This is a genomic window from Paenibacillus sp. 2TAB26 (assembly GCF_052115145.1).
In the GTDB taxonomy this organism is placed as follows: domain Bacteria; phylum Bacillota; class Bacilli; order Paenibacillales; family Paenibacillaceae; genus Pristimantibacillus.
The window spans coordinates 77,094-94,380 of record NZ_JBFRGC010000024.1 but is presented as its reverse complement, the minus strand read 5'-3'; the positions used below and the strand labels follow the sequence as shown (position 1 = coordinate 94,380).

The following is a 17,287-nucleotide window of genomic DNA, read 5'->3' as shown; positions in this document are numbered from 1 at the left end:
TCATTACTCGACATCCATTGTCTCATATCTGTGTTAGGTTTTAAAGTTTTTTTAACACAAGATTGGTCTATTGCGCAAGATTATATCGAAATTGTGATATATGTTTGCTGATCTTATGATCCGAAAGGCACTTTTTTAATCAATGGTTCAGTTTCTGTATAAAAAATGAAGTGAAGAACATCCGCTTCCATGCCAAAAAAATTTCAAAACCATCGCTTGAAACCGTCTATTTAATTTCTTCATTCGAATAACGGACATCAGATCCCTTATTTGATGATAATCATGCTTTTTCTCGATATAACGGACATAGAATCCCTTATTTCTAATAATTCGATGCAATTGAACACCTTTTAGACAAAATAGCGGATTCTATGTCCGTTAAATAATAATTTTAGCCAATTATTCTAAAATAACGGATCCTATGTCCGTAAGCTAGCTTCAAAAGTTACTTTTCAAATCAACAGCTTCGTGCTTATCCATTTATCCTTGTGCTTTACCATCCGTCCTCTCCACCCCCGAATCACCGTATCGAAATCCCTCCAAAACAGCTCCCTGCTATAAATCCCCCTCTTATACCGATAAAGCAAAAAAAGCTCTCCTAGACCAAGTCTAGGGAGCTTTCCGCTATTATTAATATCCTATGTCACTTACAAACCACTTCCGCAGGGTATAATTCCATCATCAAAAAATTCCATTTACCCTTTAAGCTGAGCAACAAAATCGCCGATTTGTTTAAGTCCCGCTTCACGCGTATCAGCATCATTCAGCAGTGGAATGGCATCTTCTATCGTACGCACAATTGCACTGCCCACAATCACGCCGTCACATTGCTTTTCAAAGCGAGCAACCTGCTCACGGCTTGAAATGCCAAAGCCAACCGCGATTGGCAAATTGGTCGCTTCGCGAACCATCGAGAGGAATTCATCAATACCCGTATGAAAATCAGCTCTCACGCCTGTTACGCCAAGAGATGAAACGCAGTAGACAAATCCTTTTGCTTTGCGTGAAATACGTGTTACCCGATCCTTGGATGTCGGTGCCACAAGAGGAATAAGATGCACATTAGCTGCTTCCGCAAGCTGCCTAACCTCTTCATCTTCTTCGATTGGCAAGTCAGGAATAATAAGGCCACTGATGCCTTTGCTCTGTACAAGCTCGAAAAACGCTTCAAGCCCATATTGAAACACCGGGTTGTAATAGGTGAACAATATGAATGGAATTTTAACGCCGGCCTCACGCGATTGTTCAGCTATTTCAATACAATCCTTAATTGTAATGCTGTTATGGCGCAATGCTCGCTCAGATGCACGCTGGATAACAGGACCATCTGCTAGCGGGTCGGAATACGGCACGCCAAGCTCGATCATGTCAGCGCCTGCCTTCTCGAGCGTTTGGATGATAGCAACCGAAGTGGCTAGATCAGGATCACCCATCGTAACAAAAGGAATTAACGCCGTTTTGCCTTCAGACTTCAGTCTTGCAAATGCTGTATCAATGAGATTCATGCTTATTTACCCCCAAGTAACCCATAATTGCTTCTACGTCCTTATCTCCACGTCCGGATAAGCTGACAACGACGACTTTGTCTTTATCAAGCGTAGGCGCAAGCTTAATCGTCTGAGCAATCGCATGTGCTGATTCCAGTGCTGGAATAATGCCTTCTGTGCGCGATAGCAGCTGCAACGCATCAAGCGCCTCGGCATCCGTTACAGGAACGTATTCAGCACGTCCGGAATCTTTCAAGTAGGCATGCTCTGGTCCAATACCAGGATAATCAAGTCCCGCTGAAATCGAATGCGCAGGTTGAACCTGTCCATACTCATCCTGCAGCACATAGCTCATCGAGCCCTGGAATACACCGTGACGTCCTTTGGTCATTGTTGCCGCATGCTCAATCGTATCTACACCGCGGCCAGCAGCCTCAACGCCAAGCAGCTTCACGCTGTCATCATTGATAAATGGATAGAAAATCCCCATTGCGTTGCTTCCGCCGCCAACAGCTGCTACAACATAATCCGGCAATCGGCCTTCTTCTGTCAATATTTGCTTACGAGCCTCGTCGCCAATGATACGCTGGAAATCACGAACCATCATCGGATAAGGATGCGGGCCTGTAACTGAACCCAAAATGTAATACGTATCTTCAACATGGCTAACCCAGTAACGAAGGGTTTCGTTACATGCATCTTTAAGTGTTCTCGTTCCTGATAGAACTGGCACAACTTCAGAGCCAAGCAGCTGCATCCGGAAAACATTAAGCTGCTGACGCTTCATATCTTCCTCTCCCATAAATACTTTGCATTCTAGACCAAGCAAAGCAGCTATCGTTGCAGAAGCAACGCCGTGTTGTCCTGCGCCTGTTTCTGCAATGATTTTTGATTTACCCATACGTTTGGCAAGTACGCCTTGACCAATGGTATTATTAATTTTATGTGCACCTGTATGGTTCAGGTCTTCACGTTTTAAGTAGATTTTTGCGCCGCCAAGATGCTCGCTAAGTCGTTCTGCATAGTATAGTGAAGTCGGACGACCTGAGTATTTATGCAACAAATAAGTAACCTCGTCTTGAAACGCTTGATCCTTGGAATAATGCTGATAAGCTTCCTCTAGCTCTAATAATGCTGTCATTAATGTTTCTGGCACATATCTACCGCCAAATTTGCCGAAGCGTCCATTCTCATCTGGTACTTGTGTCATGCTTCCATCACCCTTCTTACAAATAATCGGATTTTCTCGATATCTTTCCGTCCATCCGTCTCAACACCGCTTGATACATCTATCCCGTTTGGCGCATATGTCTTTAGCAGCTCTTGCACATTTCCTTCATGCAGACCACCTGCTACATATAGAGTAATGCCAAGCTCATCAGCTGCTTGCTTATATTCTTTTATCGCGTCCCAATCGAAGGTTTGACCCGTGCCGCCGCCAGGTGCGTCTATCAGTACAGCATCAACAGCTGCTCGGTATGGCGTTAACCGCTCTAGAGCAGACATTGGCGTGCTGCCCTCGGCATCCTTTTTCATGGAAAATACTTTCCATACTTGTACGTTCAGCTGCTCACGCACCATTTGGCAAAACGCTGCCGATTCATTGCCATGCATTTGAACCACATCTAAAGGTGCTTCTAACAAAAGATTTTGCAGATTAGCAAAGGTTTCATTTACGAATACGCCAACCGTTCTCGGGCGCTCACCGCCAGCTGCCTTTAACTTCGCAGTTGCTGATATAAGCAGCGATGCAGTCGACTTTTCCACCAATCGCTTGCTGGGTGCAAAGATGAAGCCGATTTCGTGAATAGGCAATCCATCCATCTGCTGAATCGTTTGCACATCCATCAGACCACAAATTTTGATACGCGTCTGCTGCTTCATCGAACGGTTACCGCACCCATTAAATCAGTAACCGATTGTCCTACTTGCTCATGCCGCATAAAATATTCACCAATCAATACACCATGAGCGCCGATTGACTTTAAGTAATCCATATCGCTATTACCCGCAATTCCGCTCTCACTAATGACAGTAACATTTTTCGGCATAAGTCCGATTAACTCTTCGGTCGTTTTTAGATCGGTAACGAATGTTTTCAAATCGCGGTTATTTATGCCGATGAGCGTTGCTTTGTCCAGCTCCAGAACGCCTTTCAGCTCTTCTTTGTTGTGCACTTCTACGAGCACATCCATCCCAATCGACTTCGCAAGATCATGAAACTCACCTAGCTGCGTTGGTGTCATAATAGCTGCGATGAGCAAGATTGCGTCCGCTCCGATTAAGCGGGCCTCATAAATTTGACGATGGTCAATCGTAAAATCTTTTCTTAATAGAGGTACCTTTACCGTATTTTTCACGGCCTGCAGAAATTCATTAGATCCTTGAAAGTAATCACGATCCGTCAACACTGAAATACAATCCGTACCAGCTGCTTCATATTGTGCAGCAAGCATGGTTGGCTCAAAATCAGCACGAATCAGCCCTTTTGATGGCGACGCCTTCTTTACCTCGGCAATCAGTCCCATACTTCTGTTGCGGCCAGCTGCCGATAATGCATGTTCAAAGCCGCGGCATGCTTCCATCTCCGAAATTTGTTTCTCCACCTGTGCAAGGTCAAAGCGAGCCGCCAGCTCCTCAACCTCAGATCGTTTTGTAGCTACAATTTTATCCAGAAACATTTGCCAACTCTCCTGTCGTATGAATAAGACTCACGAGCTTCCGCTGCGCCTCGCCTGAATCGATCACCTTGGCAGCAATCTCTGCACCCTCGCGAAGCGATTGTGCCTTCCCGCCAACATATATACATGCACCCGCGTTGGCAAGCACGATATCACGATAAGCCCCGCGCTGCTCGCCTGAGAAAATAGAACGAATAAGTGCTGCGTTAACTTCCGGCTCACCACCCATAACATCCGCAATCGGCCAACGTGTTAGTCCAAGCTCCTCTGGCGTAACATCGTAGGTTTTCACATCACCGTTTAATAGCTCAGATATTTGTGTTGGTGCAGAGATGCTAATTTCATCAAGCCCATCATGACTGCTTACAACCATTGCACGTTTCAGTCCAAGCTCACCGAGCACCTCGGCAACTGTAGAGGTGCGGCTCCGATCGTAGAATCCAAGAAGCTGTCTATCTGCTCCAGCTGGATTTGTGAGCGGTCCAAGCATGTTGAAGATTGTTCGAATACCGAGCTCACGCCGCGGAGCAGCAGCATGGCGAAGCGATGGATGATACAACTGAGCAAACATAAAGCAAATGCCGATATCCTCCAAGCATTGTGCGGCTTGTTCAGGAGTTATCGTAATTTGTACGCCAAGTGCCTCCAGCACATCAGCACTCCCCGTTTTCCCAGACATCGCGCGATTGCCGTGCTTGGCAACTCGGATGCCTGCCGCCGCAGCAATAATGGAGGAAGCTGTTGAGATGTTGAATTTATGAATACCTGATCCTCCGGTGCCACATGTATCGAGCAAACCTTCTTGTTCCGTATGGAGATGGCTCGAATGCGCGCGCATCGCCTCAGCGAACCCGGTTATCTCCTCCTTCGTCTCACCTTTCATCCGCAGCGCAGTTACGACGCCAGCTATTTGAACAGCTGTTGCTTCGCCGTTCATGATGATGTTCATCACCATTTCTGCTTGCTGCCTCGTCAAACTTGAGCCGCCAATAAGCTGGTTCAGCGCTTGCTGCATCGTTATCGCTTCGGTTGCCTGCATTATTGACCAATCCCCTCTCCGACCTTGACGTAATAATCCGAGTTAATGGAATTGAAGGAATCAGGTGCACTTTTTGGCTGTGCAAAAATCGCTTCAGCCGCACGAATCGCTTTAAGGCTGCCTTTCGCCTTGTTGACCGTCTCCAAATATTCGCTCTCCGGAACAGAATCCCAAACGATTCCCGCTCCTGCTTGTACATACGCTTTGCCGTTCTTAAAAATAATGGTGCGGATCGTAATACAAGTATCCATTGTACCGCCAAAGCCCAAGTATCCAATAGCGCCTGCATATGCGCCGCGTGCTTCATTCTCCAGCTCCGCAATGATTTCCATCGCTCTTAATTTAGGTGCGCCAGATACAGTGCCTGCCGGTAAACAAGAGACAAATGCGTCAAAAAAGTCTTTATCCTTGTGCAGCTTGCCAGAAACGTTCGATACAATATGCATGACATGGGAGTAACGCTCAATTTCCATAAACGAATCACATGTTACCGAACCAAACTCCGATACGCGTCCGATGTCATTGCGGCCTAGATCAACCAGCATCAAATGCTCAGCGCGCTCTTTCTCGTCCGCAAGCAGTTCTACCTCGTAAGCCTTATCCTCTTCCGGCGTCTTGCCGCGCGGCCTTGTTCCCGCAATCGGTCTTGTCTCCACACGGTCGCCCGTTACTTTCACTAGCGCTTCCGGCGAAGCGCCGACAATAACTTCCTCGCCCATTTTCAAATAATACATATACGGTGAAGGATTCATCATGCGGAGCACCCGATATACATGCAATGGATCAACATCTGTATCAATGCTAAAGCGCTGTGACAATACGACTTGGAAAATGTCACCTGCTCGAATGTATTGCTTCGCTTTCTCAATGTTTCCGATGAATTGCTCCTTCGTCACATTGGATTGTACGTCACCTAGCTCGTAATCAACTTCAATTGAGCGCCCAGTCGTTACTGGAATGGTCACCGGCTGCTGCAAACGTTCTATGGTTGCTTCAATTTTGGCAACTGCCGCTGCATAGCTCTTCGCGATTTCCGCATCCGTAGAGCCTTCGGCGATATGAACATTTCCAACGATTTGCAGCTGCTGCTTAAAGTGGTCAAACACAATGATTTGATCACAAAACATAAACTGCATGTCATTCATATTCAAGTCGTCGATGCGGTGGGCAGGAAGCTTCTCATAATATTGCAGTAAGTCATAGCCGAAAAATCCGATTGCTCCGCCTGTAAAGGGAGGAAGCTCTGGCAGCGACGGACTGCGGAAGGAACGCAAATGAGCTTTTAGAAGCTCAATCGGCTTGTCATTAAGCACATGCTTCACGCCGTGATGCTCAAGCACCATCTCACCATTTTTACCGTAAAGCATCATGAACGGGTCCGTTCCTATAAACGAATAACGCGCCCATTTCGCTCCACCCTCGACACTCTCCAGCAGAAAAGCATGATCCTCTTTCGCAAAATGCTGGAATAGTCGAATTGGTGTTTCAGTGTCCGCCATCATATAGCGAACGATTGGAATTAAATTGTACTGACTGGCAAGACGGGTGACGTGCTGCAGCTCATTTGACATTCCGAACAACCTCCCTCAGTAGTGAAAATTCTATTATTAAAAACAAAAAAAGCTCCTGCCAGAGCAGGAGCGTTGGTTTAGATGATGACGGAAGTGTGTAAGCGGAAAAGACGCATGTGTAGATACGTTGAAGCAGCACTTTTACAATCCTGTGTGCCATTGCACATAAGATCGTTCAGCTTTTTCTCAAACTCGCGTATCTCTCATTGCCTAACTCTGCTTCTCTCAACTAATCTCGACTCATCTCTACTCAGCTCATAAAACTACTCTGCTACTCTCACTTACGTAACTAAATATACAACAACGTACAGCTATGCGTCAACAAAGGGATTTGTTCTTTATGAGCTAAAGTCAAAGCTTTATGCTTTTGATAAGTCCGGACGAAGCGCCTGCGCGCCGTTTAAATAAACGTGACGAATCTCCGCTTGCGTCTTGTCCGTGTTGATAAGAACCATTAATCTAATACAGCGCTCAAGACTGCCTTTAACCGGAACTTCAAGCGCGCACATAAGCGGAACAAGCTCCCAGCCCTTCATTTGGCGAATAGCTCTAGCAGGGAATGTCTCGTCCAGATCGCTGGTAACCGTCACGAACACGCTGCAAATATCGTCAGGCACGATCTCATTATCGGCCACGATTCCATTCAACATTTCAATCGTTGCATTCAAAATGGGCTGTTCTTCATTAGCATCTACAGTAATAGCACCACGAATTCCTCTAACACTCATTATTGTTGCACCTCCTGCTTTAATTGCTCTACGATCTCACGTACCCATTGGATGCGAACATCGGATTTCATTTCAACTGAACCTATTGCAGTTGGTACAACAAAAACCATCGTACCCTCAGCAAATTTCTTGTCATGCATCATTGCTTCCATAATTTTATCTACGTCCAAATGCTCAGGGAGCCGCACTGGCAGTCCTGCTTTCGCAAGAACGCGCTTCGTTATGGTATATACCTCTTCTGGAGCACCATATCGCATACCCAGCTTAGCCGAGCCTACCATCCCGATGGAAATGGCTTCCCCATGGAGCAGCTCCCCATATCCAGCTACCGCTTCTAGGGCATGGCCAATCGTATGACCCAGATTCAAGATCGCTCTCAAATCGTTTTCACGCTCATCCTTCGATACGACGGCCGCCTTCACGCTGCAGCCTTTATACAAAGCATAACCAAGTGCTTCCGCATCAAGAGCGCGCAGTTTCTCCGCATTCTCTTCACACCATGCGACAAAGGATTCATCCCAAATTAGTCCGTGCTTGATCACTTCCGACAAACCAGCGCTTACTTCTCTTGGAGGAAGGGTTTGCAGCGTGTTCAGATCATACAGGACAAGCTCAGGCTGATGAAAAGCACCGATAATATTTTTGGCAAACGGATGATTGACGGCAACTTTGCCGCCCACACTGCTGTCATGCGCCAATATTGTCGTTGGAACCTGTACGAATTTGATGCCTCTCATGTATGAAGCGGCAACAAATCCAGCAAGATCTCCAACAACACCGCCGCCAAGTGCAACGATAGCAGACTTGCGGTCGAGACCTTCCTCCAAAGCTTTAGCGACAAGCGTTTCGAGCATAGCTAGCGACTTTGAGCTTTCTCCAGCTGGAACAACGACGCTTGCCGTTTTAAAACCTGCGCCAGCAAGCTCTGACTCAAGCGTTTTCAAATGAATGTCAGCAATATTCGAGTCAGTAATGATGAGCAGCGGCGATTTTTGGCTAATGCCATGCTTAATAAAATAAGAGGATGCCTCCTTCAAGAGGCCTTCCCCGATATAGATAGGATAAGAGCGATCACCAAGTTCAACTGTAAGCTCGCGCATTTTTAATACCGCCCTAGCTGTTCAAGATAATTGTTCAAGTTGGTGCGAATTTCCTCAATGGAATCGCCGCCGAATTTTTCAAGGAATGCTTTGGCAACTTCCCATGCAACGACATGCTCCATCACGACGCTTGCCGCTGGCACAGCACAGCTGTCCGAGCGCTCTACTTGAGCCGTAAACGGTTCTTTAGTATCAATATCCACACTACGAAGCGGCTTGTAAAGCGTCGGAATTGGTTTCATTACACCGCGTACGACGATTTGCTCCCCGTTCGTCATGCCGCCCTCGAAGCCGCCGAGTCGATTCGTTGCACGATGATAGCCGCGCTCTTCCTCATACATAATCTCATCGTGCACTTGCGAGCCGCGAAGCTTGGCTGCTTCGAAGCCAATTCCAATCTCACAGCCTTTGAATGCATTGATCGATACGACCGCTTGCGCGATACGTCCATCGAGCTTGCGATCCCACTGCACGTGGCTGCCTAGACCAATTGGCACGCCTTCGATAATACATTCCACGATACCGCCAATCGAATCGCCTTCTGCTTTAATTTGATCGATATAATCAGTCATCTTTTGTTCGGTTTCTTTGTCAACGACACGAACCGAGGATTCCTCCGTCAAACGGATCAACTCATCCACGGATAGTTGATTAGCTGGTGCTTCGATTTCACCGATGCGAATAACTTGTCCAGCTACTTTAATCCCGAATTCCGCGAGGAATTGACGAGCTACCGCCCCTACAGCTACACGTGCAGCAGTTTCACGAGCACTAGAGCGCTCAAGCACATTGCGCAAATCCTTCAAATCATATTTAAGTCCGCCATTCAAATCCGCATGACCAGGACGCGGACGATGAACGCGGCGCTTCTCTTCATCGCTGCCTTCAATCGGTTCAATATTCATAACGGAAGTCCAGTGCTTCCAATCGTTGTTTGCAACGATCAGCGCAACAGGAGCACCAGTCGTTTTGCCGTGGCGTACGCCCCCAACGATGTTTGCTGTATCCTTCTCGATTTGCATCCGGCGTCCACGACCATGACCCTTCTGACGACGGTGCAGCTGGAAATTCAGTTCCTCAAAATCAATTTTCAAATTGCTTGGCAATCCTTCAATAATAGCGGTTAATTGGGGACCGTGTGTTTCCCCTGCGGTTAAATATCTTAAAGTCAACTAAAGCTCCTCCTCAAGTGTAAACGACTAACACAGTCCATTGACGGCACAAGCTCGTTTCGCGGTGAAATTTAAGCGATTTTATAAGTGCATCACTTATAAAATTATAAATTTTCAAAACAGCTTTCATGCGCCTGCTATGCTTTACAGCACTAAACATCTTTGCTCATTATAGTACACAGTTACAGGTTTGACAAGAATTTGGACACCTTGAAAGCCGCTGTAACCGTATAAAAAAAGGCTGGTGGAACTGTCATCTAAAATGACAAATCCGCCAGCCCGGGCAGCGTGCAGTTAATTTGCTGTTAACCGATCTTTCCTAAGTATCGCCGTGCCTTCACTCGTCAGCAATGGATCATCAACAAGTCTTGTCATTTGTCCACTGTCCACTCCGATAATTTGCGCACATTCCTGAATAGAAATAAAACCACGCCTATAGGCAGCTATAACCTTACGTTTATCCATCGGTTGCTTCATCCTCCAAGTTTATTACATACTAACTAGTATAGGAGAAGATGGAAAACGGTATACATGCCGCTTATACCCGGCGATAAAAGAATGTATCAGCGGTCTCAAATCCGTATTGCGCAGGGGAAAAAATTTGTTCCGTACTGCCTACAAACAGCAGTCCGCCCGGTTTAAGTGCATTAGAAAATTTATGATACAATAAGTGCTTTGCTTCTTCTGTAAAATAAATCATTACGTTTCGGCAAACAATTAAATCAAATGATCCATCAAACGTATCATGCAGCAAATTTTGCTGCTTGAATTGAATAAATTGCTTCAGGGAGTCTGAAATCAAATACGCTCCCTCTGACTGCTTAAAATATTTTTGCCGGCAAACCTGCGGAACATCGCGCAGCGATCGCTCTAAATAACTGCCTTCCATTGCCTTTTGCAGCACATTTGAATCGAGATCAGTTGCAAGAAGCGAGGATCGCTGCAAAGCACCGAGCTCCGATAAAATCATAGCGAGCGTGTAAGGCTCCTCGCCTGTTGAGCATGCCGCACTCCAAACCTTAAGACGATTAGAAGCAGCAAGCATCTCGGGGAAAAAGCGCTTTTGCAAAACTTCCCAGCGGGAAGGATTTCTCCAAAACTCAGAAACATTAATCGTCATACGGTCCAAAAACTCATTTAGCATCGTCCGATTTTGCTCAATCGCCTTCCAATACTCATCGAACGTTTGATAGCCATGCTTCATTCGTAATGTAGTCAGCCTGCGTTTCATTTGAGCTTCTTTGTACTGCGACAAATCAATGTCGGTCTTTTGCTTTATTCGGGCAATAAACTGTGCAAAATCACGATCTTCAAGCATAGGCTCCTCCATCGCTTGTGGGCGAAATATTAAATCCACCGTTGAATTGTATGCTCGTATTGCACCAGCTCCGCTGGCGTGAAGTAAATGCCGATCTCTTTTTCCGCATTAGCTGCCGAATCCGAGCCATGAATAAGATTAAAATTCGTATGTACAGCAAAATCAGAACGAATAGTGCCGGGATGAGCATCTAGTGCATCCGTTTTGCCAATAAGGGCACGCGTCAATGCAATGACATTGTCACCTTGCCATACCATCGCAAATACAGGACCTGACGTTATGAATTCGAGCAATGGCTCATAAAAAACTTTGCCTTTATGCTCCTCATAATGGCGCTCGGCAAGCTCATGGCTCAAAACCATAAACTTGGCTGCTGCAAGCTGCAATCCCTTTTTTTCAAATCTCGAAACGATTTCGCCAATTAATCCGCGCTGAACGCCATCAGGTTTAATCATCAGAAAAGTTCTTTCCATCCCCAACCATTCCTTTCTATTTTGCACGATTAATAATTACGTTTACCAAACAAAATCGCAATATCGCTCAAGTTCTTCTTCGCTGTGACGTTCGGCAATCCCTCTAATGCTTTGAGAGCTTTTTTAATATATCGGTTTGCAAGCTGATCTGCTTGATCTCCGCCATCGCTCTTGCGAATCATTTCGATGGCTCGTCCAGCATCTCGTTTCCCGCCTTGCTCCCTGATCAAAGCAATTTCCTTTAACAAAGAGTCGCGGGTTTTGGGGTCCTGCAAGGCAAGTAGAACCGGCAATGTAATATTTCCTTGGCGCATATCTGAGCCTGAAGGTTTGCCGATCTGTTTCTCTGTTCCATATAGATCAAGCAAATCATCACGGATCTGGAATGCCATACCCACATTATAACCATAGCGATATAAGCTATTTGCCGTTTTTCGGTCCGTTCCCGCGGCAACAGCGCCAAGCTGGCAGCTAATAGCAATTAATAAAGCAGTTTTGCGTCTAATCCGAAGCAAATAATGCCGTACCGATTGTTCTGTGTTGAAGAAATCACGAATTTGTTCCATTTCTCCGATACACATTTGTACAAGCGCATGCGACAAAATTTGATGTATCTGCGGATTTGGAAGCTGAGCTGCGATTGACAATGCTTTGCCATGAATGAAGTCGCCCGTATACATCGCTATTCGATTGTCCCACTTGGACTTTACGGTGAGCTGTCCACGACGTGTTTCCGCGTCGTCAATAACGTCATCATGTACAAGTGAAGCCATATGAATAAGCTCGAGAGGGACGGCGACGCGCTTCATTACATCAAGCTGATAATCGCCAAACTTGCCTGCCAGCAGGACAAACACCGGTCTTATCCGTTTACCGCCAGCTCTAAGCAAGTGCAAAGAAGCTTCGCCAAGCAGCACATGATCATCCGAAATGCTGCGCTCAAGCTCCTGCTCGATCTGATTTAGGTCGCCTTTCATCTTTGCATACAAATCTAGTAGTTTCATTCTTTCACCTATTGGGCAGATTGGTCTTCAAAAAAAGTAAGCTCCACGTCATTCGATAGCAACCCTAGCTGCTTAGAATAATTGAAATATAATTTAAGTCCTTCTTGCAGCTTGCTCCCAAAATCATATTGAAGCGAATGAAAGTACATCTCCCAGTAAGTTGATTCTCCTCCAAGCTGCATACAGGCCTGTTCAATTAGTGGACCAAGATGGCTCTTATTATACTGTTTGCTCGCATTTAACGCTTTATATACTGCACGAACGGCTTCTGGGGCTGCAAGAGCTGCTTCTTTACGTGCAGCAACAACAGCGTAAGTCATGCCAAGTCCCGTCCACTCATTCCATAATTGTCCTAAATCAATGACATGAAGGCCGTGGTTTTGCCAAGAAGCATGAATAGCAGGATCGCCAATGATGAGTGCAGCATCGGCTGTCTCCAGCATACTTTCCAGATTTGGTGCTGCAGTGACATACTCTGGGTTGCATTCAAAGTGCAATGTCATCAAAATTTTCAACAGATTAACTGAAGTTGCTGATGTTGTCGTTACTGAAATTCGCTCAGGACGTTTACGGCTGATCGGCTCTTTCAGAAATAAAAAGATCGAGTTGACCTTCCCTACCGAACCTACGGACAATTCTGGCAGCAGCACATAATCATCCGCGTTTAATCCGTAGGCAAATGATGATATAGCCGAAATATCCAATTCACCAGCTTGCAGAAGCCTATTTAATTCAGAAGGTACACGTTTAATGACCTCAAAGCTATCCCCATCCATTCGCTCCTCGAGCTGATGGAAAAGAGGCCATGCATTCGCGTAATCAATTCTTCCGATGGTGATCGGGCGATTCATGCCCATTCTGTTCATCTCCCCATCTTCTGTACAAATCATGTTCGATTGTCATATTATCAAGTACTTTACCAACTAAAAAGTCAATCATTTCATCCATCGTTTGCGGTTTGTAATAAAAAGCTGGCATAGCCGGTATGATCCTAACGCCAAGACGAGCCAGCGTCAGCATGTTTTCAAGGTGAATCGCATGAAGCGGCGTTTCTCTTGGAATAATAAGCAGCTTCCTGTTTTCCTTCAACATAACATCAGCGGCTCTAGTCATCAAATTATCGGAAATGCCGTGCGATATCGACGCAAGCGTCCCCATCGAGCACGGCACAATAACCATTCCTTGAACCCGGTAAGAGCCGCTTGCAATGCTTGCGCCAATATCCGCATTGGGATGAAAAACTAGTCTAGCTTCCGCGATAGCATCGCCAAAACGTTGTTCAAGAGCTGCTGAACGACGAGTCGTCTCCCAGCCCAGTTCTTCCTTTAGTACTCTCCAACCAGCTTCTGTTATGACGAGATGAACCTCGTATTTCATCTGAAGGAGAACTTCAATAAGCCTTATTCCATAAATTGAACCGCTTGCTCCTGTAATGCCTACTACCCATCGATTCGTCCAGTTGGTTTCGTTGCGGCCGTCTACCATTGGTGAATAACCAATAAATCAACGATAACAAACAGAAAAAGCACGACGCTTAATGTACCGTTCATTCCAAAAAAAGCAGTTTGGACGCGCGACAAATCGTGTGGCCGTACCATCCAATGTTGGTAGAACAGAAGCGAAATCGATATCAAAGTACCAAGCAAGTACATCCAGCTAAGGTCTGTCAGCCAAAACAATGCTATAAAGCCGATTGCCGTAACGACATGAAAGGACCGAGCAATCCAGATAGCCCCTTTAATACCGAACCGAGCCGGAATCGAATGCAAGCCAGCATTGCGGTCATACTCAAAATCCTGTGTTGCATAAATAATGTCAAATCCAGCAATCCATAAAGAAACGGTAATATATAATATCCAAGCAGCTAGATCAAATTGACCTGTTATGGCAACCCAGCCGCCAAGCGGCGAGAGTCCAATTGTTAATCCCAGCACAACATGGCATAACCATGTAAAGCGTTTTGTGTAAGAATAAAGAACAAGCAAAGCTACCGCGATTGGCATAAGTTTCATTGCGATTGGTGCCAAGTTCGCCGTTGCTACAAACAACAAAACGAAGGAAACAATGATAAATAACATGACTTCTGCTGATTTAAGCAAGCCAGCCGGAAGGGCTCTTTTTTCAGTACGCGGGTTGCGTAAATCGATAGCCTTATCTATCAGTCGATTCAAGCTCATAGCAGCGCTTCGAGCACCAAACATCGCAAGCGTTACCCAGCCGATCTCCCCCCATGAAGGAAGGCGCTGCTCCATCATTACTGCACCTAGAATCGCTCCCATAAAAGCAAAAGGCAAAGCAAACACAGTATGTTCAAACTTAATCATTTCCAAAATAATACGTAATTTGCGAATCATTGCTATTTCTTCTCCTTTGTCCCCATATGCAGCGCAGCTACTCCACCGGTCAGAGGATATGCCTTCACCTGATGAAGACCCGCTTCTTCAAACAGCTCAGCAAGCTGCTGTCGACCGGGAAACATTTTCAGTGATTCGGGCAGCCATTTGTATTCACTGAAGCTTTTGGCTACCACTTTGCCCATAACTGGCAATATACGTTCGAAATAAAGGTTGTACATCGATTTAAATGGCTGCCAGGTTGGTTTGGATACCTCTAAACATACAACTAAACCGCCTGGTTTAACAACGCGGTGCATCTCCTTCAGTACCTGTAAATAATCAGGAACATTGCGCAGACCAAATCCAATCGTAACATAGTCAAAGGAATTATCCTCAAACGGCAAGCTCATTGCATTTCCTTGGACTAATGTAATTTGCTTATTCAAGCCCATCTTGTTTACTTTGACAGCACCCACATCAAGCATGTTTTGGCTAAAATCAAGTCCTACGATTTGTCCAGTACCGCTCGCTTCTGCAAGAGCAACCGTCCAATCACAAGTGCCGCAGCAAAGGTCAAGTGCTGTTTGTCCTTTTGCAACGCTCATTTTTTTCATCGTAAACTTCCGCCATGCCTTATGTCTTCTAAAGCTGATCAGATCATTCATCAAATCATATTTTGGAGCAATCCTCTCAAATACGCCATGCACATGGCTCTTGGAGTTCGTATCCACCCTTGCAAGTCACCTCGTCTAATTGAGTGCAGGCGTGTAATCGGTTTTTTCGTTCAATAGATTATCGACGATAGTCGTCAATTCTCCGAGCAACTTGTCCGATTCCAGCTTGCCAGCCAAAACCTTCACTGAATCTGCTGAGACCTTCAGCTTCGCTATAAGCTGGCTGCGCACCTTATATTTTTCCACCAAACTGTTAATAAATGCAGGTTCAGACATACGCTGAGAGAGCTGCATGCGCTCATCTTCTGACCCCGCTTGCATGATATGCCAATAGGACCAGCTTTTATCGAACGTAGCTGGGTTCTCGCTGCGCTTGATTTCATCAACTATAACCTCGCACCGGCTAATGCCATCCAGGATCCCTGGCCAGACGCGAGAAAGCTCGCCCTCCAGCACCTCTGTGAAAATCTGGAACAACGTGCTTTTTAGCTGAACTGCAAGACCTAAATATTCTTCTGAGGTCATCTTAAGCTGCCTCATTCGAACGTAAAGATTAACTTTTAGTCTGTTGACCTCACTAACCGCGCTGCTGATTTTGGAAACCATCTCAATTTCGCCGGCTTGTGAGAGCAATTGATAAAAAGTTGCGCTAAAGTAGTCCCCTGCCAGCACCTTAAGCTGCCTTGAACGCATCTCCGGCTCAGAGCGCTGCTCTTGGTGTGTGTCGATTAAATCATGCGTATCCATTCCTAGCTGAACGAGAGATACGACGAGCGTGTAGAGCTCACTGTGGGTCTGTAGCGACGCTTGCTGGCTCAGGAAGGCGTGTAGCAAGCGAAGCCTTGCATTCGCTAAGTCAGGAAGAGACGTATGCTCCTCGATCATGTCATATTTCACATATTTTTGAGCTATTTCAGGTATACGGTATGTTCTCATTGGGGAAGCCTCCGAACAGAGAAGCGCAAATCGCCGCTCAATAATCTAAACTATTATAGCACAACTTAATCTAAAGAACATATGATTGAGCCTGCTTGTTCAACAAATTGCAATATACATCACCTTTATTGCTGCGAAATGGAGGAAGGCTTTACAGTAAATCCCGATACTGGTCCAAAACGTTTTTCCCAGGCCGATGTAAAGCTAACTCTTAGCCTCTTTCTCCATAGCTCATCATGCACAGGATCCGCTTGTGCAAGATGATCCAGCTCCGTAATAAGCCAATCGTCGGTTTTCCGTACATCAACAGCAGCAAGCAGAGCATCGCCTTCCGATTGCGCCTCAATGATCCGAATCAGAATACGTTTCACATTCTCTAGCTGTATGAATGAGACACGAATAAGCTTCTCAACATCTGAGAACCAAATTGCCGGCCGCCCTTCAATGGTGCTTACCCGCATATCGATCGATAAAACGCCGTTATTCCATTCCGCCTTATTCAACCGCTCATGAAGCTGAGTTGCAATGAGCACATCTACCAAATTGTTATTGGAGAGCCTTACGACCGGCGTCGTGCGAAAAACAGCCACGTCGCCGCGATTTGCCGAATGCTGCCATCCTGCATGAGGAAGCCATGTAAATAATAATGTAGCTGCTATCGCAGTCACACAAGCTGTTAGAAGTGGTTTTCCGATGTTCACTCTGCACCTCCGAATATAAACTTATCACCTTAACCTTTAAATTCACTCGATCCGCATGAATATAAAG

At 45.8% G+C, this 17,287-nt stretch carries 19 protein-coding genes; all 19 read right to left on the bottom strand.

Annotation, left to right across the window (positions count from 1 at the left end):
• Positions 1–695: 695 nt before the first annotated feature.
• On the bottom strand, positions 696–1,505 hold the full coding sequence (gene trpA / locus AB4Z50_RS25750) for a tryptophan synthase subunit alpha (protein ID WP_441883409.1): 810 nt from the start codon (positions 1,503–1,505) through the stop codon (positions 696–698).
• Positions 1,492–2,697, bottom strand: a complete 1,206-nt coding sequence (trpB, locus tag AB4Z50_RS25745; RefSeq protein WP_076271332.1) for a tryptophan synthase subunit beta — start codon at positions 2,695–2,697, stop codon at positions 1,492–1,494. The genes trpA and trpB overlap by 14 nt, the downstream gene beginning before the upstream one ends.
• Positions 2,694–3,371, bottom strand: a complete 678-nt coding sequence (locus AB4Z50_RS25740; protein ID WP_441883407.1) for a phosphoribosylanthranilate isomerase — start codon at positions 3,369–3,371, stop codon at positions 2,694–2,696. Before AB4Z50_RS25740 ends, trpB begins: the two co-directional genes overlap by 4 nt.
• Complete coding sequence (gene trpC, locus AB4Z50_RS25735; protein WP_441883405.1) at positions 3,368–4,168, bottom strand: indole-3-glycerol phosphate synthase TrpC; 801 nt, start codon at positions 4,166–4,168, stop codon at positions 3,368–3,370. Before trpC ends, AB4Z50_RS25740 begins: the two co-directional genes overlap by 4 nt.
• Positions 4,155–5,207, bottom strand: coding sequence for an anthranilate phosphoribosyltransferase (gene trpD, locus AB4Z50_RS25730; protein ID WP_441883403.1), 1,053 nt, complete (start codon positions 5,205–5,207; stop codon positions 4,155–4,157). The genes trpC and trpD overlap by 14 nt, the downstream gene beginning before the upstream one ends.
• Positions 5,207–6,778 (bottom strand): anthranilate synthase component I, encoded by a 1,572-nt coding sequence (gene trpE / locus AB4Z50_RS25725; RefSeq protein WP_339203266.1) that lies wholly within the window; start codon positions 6,776–6,778, stop codon positions 5,207–5,209. The genes trpD and trpE overlap by 1 nt, the downstream gene beginning before the upstream one ends.
• 359 nt (positions 6,779–7,137) lie before the next feature.
• The gene (gene aroH / locus AB4Z50_RS25720) at positions 7,138–7,506 is read right to left on the bottom strand and encodes a chorismate mutase (protein ID WP_076271337.1); all 369 of its coding nucleotides are present in this window, start codon (positions 7,504–7,506) and stop codon (positions 7,138–7,140) included.
• Complete coding sequence (gene aroB / locus AB4Z50_RS25715) at positions 7,506–8,606, bottom strand: 3-dehydroquinate synthase (RefSeq protein ID WP_441883400.1); 1,101 nt, start codon at positions 8,604–8,606, stop codon at positions 7,506–7,508. Before aroB ends, aroH begins: the two co-directional genes overlap by 1 nt.
• A gap of 2 nt (positions 8,607–8,608) precedes the next feature.
• Complete coding sequence (gene aroC, locus AB4Z50_RS25710; protein ID WP_441883398.1) at positions 8,609–9,778, bottom strand: chorismate synthase; 1,170 nt, start codon at positions 9,776–9,778, stop codon at positions 8,609–8,611.
• A gap of 294 nt (positions 9,779–10,072) precedes the next feature.
• Positions 10,073–10,243: a hypothetical protein gene (locus AB4Z50_RS25705; protein WP_179089935.1), complete on the bottom strand. Its 171-nt coding sequence runs from the start codon at positions 10,241–10,243 to the stop codon at positions 10,073–10,075.
• Between the two features lie 73 nt (positions 10,244–10,316).
• Complete coding sequence (locus AB4Z50_RS25700) at positions 10,317–11,096, bottom strand: CheR family methyltransferase (RefSeq protein ID WP_441883529.1); 780 nt, start codon at positions 11,094–11,096, stop codon at positions 10,317–10,319.
• A 29-nt stretch (positions 11,097–11,125) separates the two neighbouring features.
• The gene (gene ndk, locus AB4Z50_RS25695) at positions 11,126–11,569 is read right to left on the bottom strand and encodes a nucleoside-diphosphate kinase (RefSeq protein ID WP_076271341.1); all 444 of its coding nucleotides are present in this window, start codon (positions 11,567–11,569) and stop codon (positions 11,126–11,128) included.
• Between the two features lie 29 nt (positions 11,570–11,598).
• Entirely contained in the window at positions 11,599–12,573 is a 975-nt protein-coding gene (locus AB4Z50_RS25690; protein ID WP_441883395.1) for a polyprenyl synthetase family protein, read from the bottom strand.
• 8 nt (positions 12,574–12,581) lie between these two features.
• Entirely contained in the window at positions 12,582–13,430 is an 849-nt protein-coding gene (locus AB4Z50_RS25685) for a menaquinone biosynthetic enzyme MqnA/MqnD family protein (protein ID WP_339203273.1), read from the bottom strand.
• Positions 13,393–14,058 carry a UbiX family flavin prenyltransferase gene (locus AB4Z50_RS25680; RefSeq protein ID WP_339203275.1) on the bottom strand — a complete coding sequence of 222 codons (666 nt, stop codon included), beginning with the start codon at positions 14,056–14,058 and terminating at the stop codon, positions 13,393–13,395. The genes AB4Z50_RS25685 and AB4Z50_RS25680 overlap by 38 nt, the downstream gene beginning before the upstream one ends.
• Complete coding sequence (locus AB4Z50_RS25675) at positions 14,052–14,927, bottom strand: UbiA-like polyprenyltransferase (protein WP_076271344.1); 876 nt, start codon at positions 14,925–14,927, stop codon at positions 14,052–14,054. The genes AB4Z50_RS25680 and AB4Z50_RS25675 overlap by 7 nt, the downstream gene beginning before the upstream one ends.
• A 2-nt stretch (positions 14,928–14,929) precedes the next feature.
• Positions 14,930–15,640, bottom strand: a complete 711-nt coding sequence (locus tag AB4Z50_RS25670) for a demethylmenaquinone methyltransferase (protein ID WP_339203276.1) — start codon at positions 15,638–15,640, stop codon at positions 14,930–14,932.
• Between the two features lie 18 nt (positions 15,641–15,658).
• On the bottom strand, positions 15,659–16,519 hold the full coding sequence (locus tag AB4Z50_RS25665; protein WP_441883392.1) for a heptaprenyl diphosphate synthase component 1: 861 nt from the start codon (positions 16,517–16,519) through the stop codon (positions 15,659–15,661).
• A gap of 125 nt (positions 16,520–16,644) precedes the next feature.
• On the bottom strand, positions 16,645–17,220 hold the full coding sequence (locus AB4Z50_RS25660; protein WP_441883390.1) for a hypothetical protein: 576 nt from the start codon (positions 17,218–17,220) through the stop codon (positions 16,645–16,647).
• Positions 17,221–17,287 lie beyond the last annotated feature (67 nt).

What these genes read in the sequence shown, in the direction of transcription:
- trpA (WP_441883409.1), bottom strand. Translation starts at nt 1,505, where the DNA reads ATGAATCTCATTGATACAGCATTTGCAAGACTGAAGTCTGAAGGCAAA.
- trpB (WP_076271332.1), bottom strand. Translation starts at nt 2,697, where the DNA reads ATGACACAAGTACCAGATGAGAATGGACGCTTCGGCAAATTTGGCGGT.
- AB4Z50_RS25740 (WP_441883407.1), bottom strand. Translation starts at nt 3,371, where the DNA reads ATGAAGCAGCAGACGCGTATCAAAATTTGTGGTCTGATGGATGTGCAA.
- trpC (WP_441883405.1), bottom strand. Translation starts at nt 4,168, where the DNA reads ATGTTTCTGGATAAAATTGTAGCTACAAAACGATCTGAGGTTGAGGAG.
- trpD (WP_441883403.1), bottom strand. Translation starts at nt 5,207, where the DNA reads ATGCAGGCAACCGAAGCGATAACGATGCAGCAAGCGCTGAACCAGCTT.
- trpE (WP_339203266.1), bottom strand. Translation starts at nt 6,778, where the DNA reads ATGTCAAATGAGCTGCAGCACGTCACCCGTCTTGCCAGTCAGTACAAT.
- aroH (WP_076271337.1), bottom strand. Translation starts at nt 7,506, where the DNA reads ATGAGTGTTAGAGGAATTCGTGGTGCTATTACTGTAGATGCTAATGAA.
- aroB (WP_441883400.1), bottom strand. Translation starts at nt 8,606, where the DNA reads ATGCGCGAGCTTACAGTTGAACTTGGTGATCGCTCTTATCCTATCTAT.
- AB4Z50_RS25705 (WP_179089935.1), bottom strand. Translation starts at nt 10,243, where the DNA reads ATGGATAAACGTAAGGTTATAGCTGCCTATAGGCGTGGTTTTATTTCT.
- AB4Z50_RS25700 (WP_441883529.1), bottom strand. Translation starts at nt 11,096, where the DNA reads ATGCTTGAAGATCGTGATTTTGCACAGTTTATTGCCCGAATAAAGCAA.
- ndk (WP_076271341.1), bottom strand. Translation starts at nt 11,569, where the DNA reads ATGGAAAGAACTTTTCTGATGATTAAACCTGATGGCGTTCAGCGCGGA.
- AB4Z50_RS25690 (WP_441883395.1), bottom strand. Translation starts at nt 12,573, where the DNA reads ATGAAACTACTAGATTTGTATGCAAAGATGAAAGGCGACCTAAATCAG.
- AB4Z50_RS25685 (WP_339203273.1), bottom strand. Translation starts at nt 13,430, where the DNA reads ATGGGCATGAATCGCCCGATCACCATCGGAAGAATTGATTACGCGAAT.
- AB4Z50_RS25680 (WP_339203275.1), bottom strand. Translation starts at nt 14,058, where the DNA reads ATGGTAGACGGCCGCAACGAAACCAACTGGACGAATCGATGGGTAGTA.
- AB4Z50_RS25675 (WP_076271344.1), bottom strand. Translation starts at nt 14,927, where the DNA reads ATGATTCGCAAATTACGTATTATTTTGGAAATGATTAAGTTTGAACAT.
- AB4Z50_RS25665 (WP_441883392.1), bottom strand. Translation starts at nt 16,519, where the DNA reads ATGAGAACATACCGTATACCTGAAATAGCTCAAAAATATGTGAAATAT.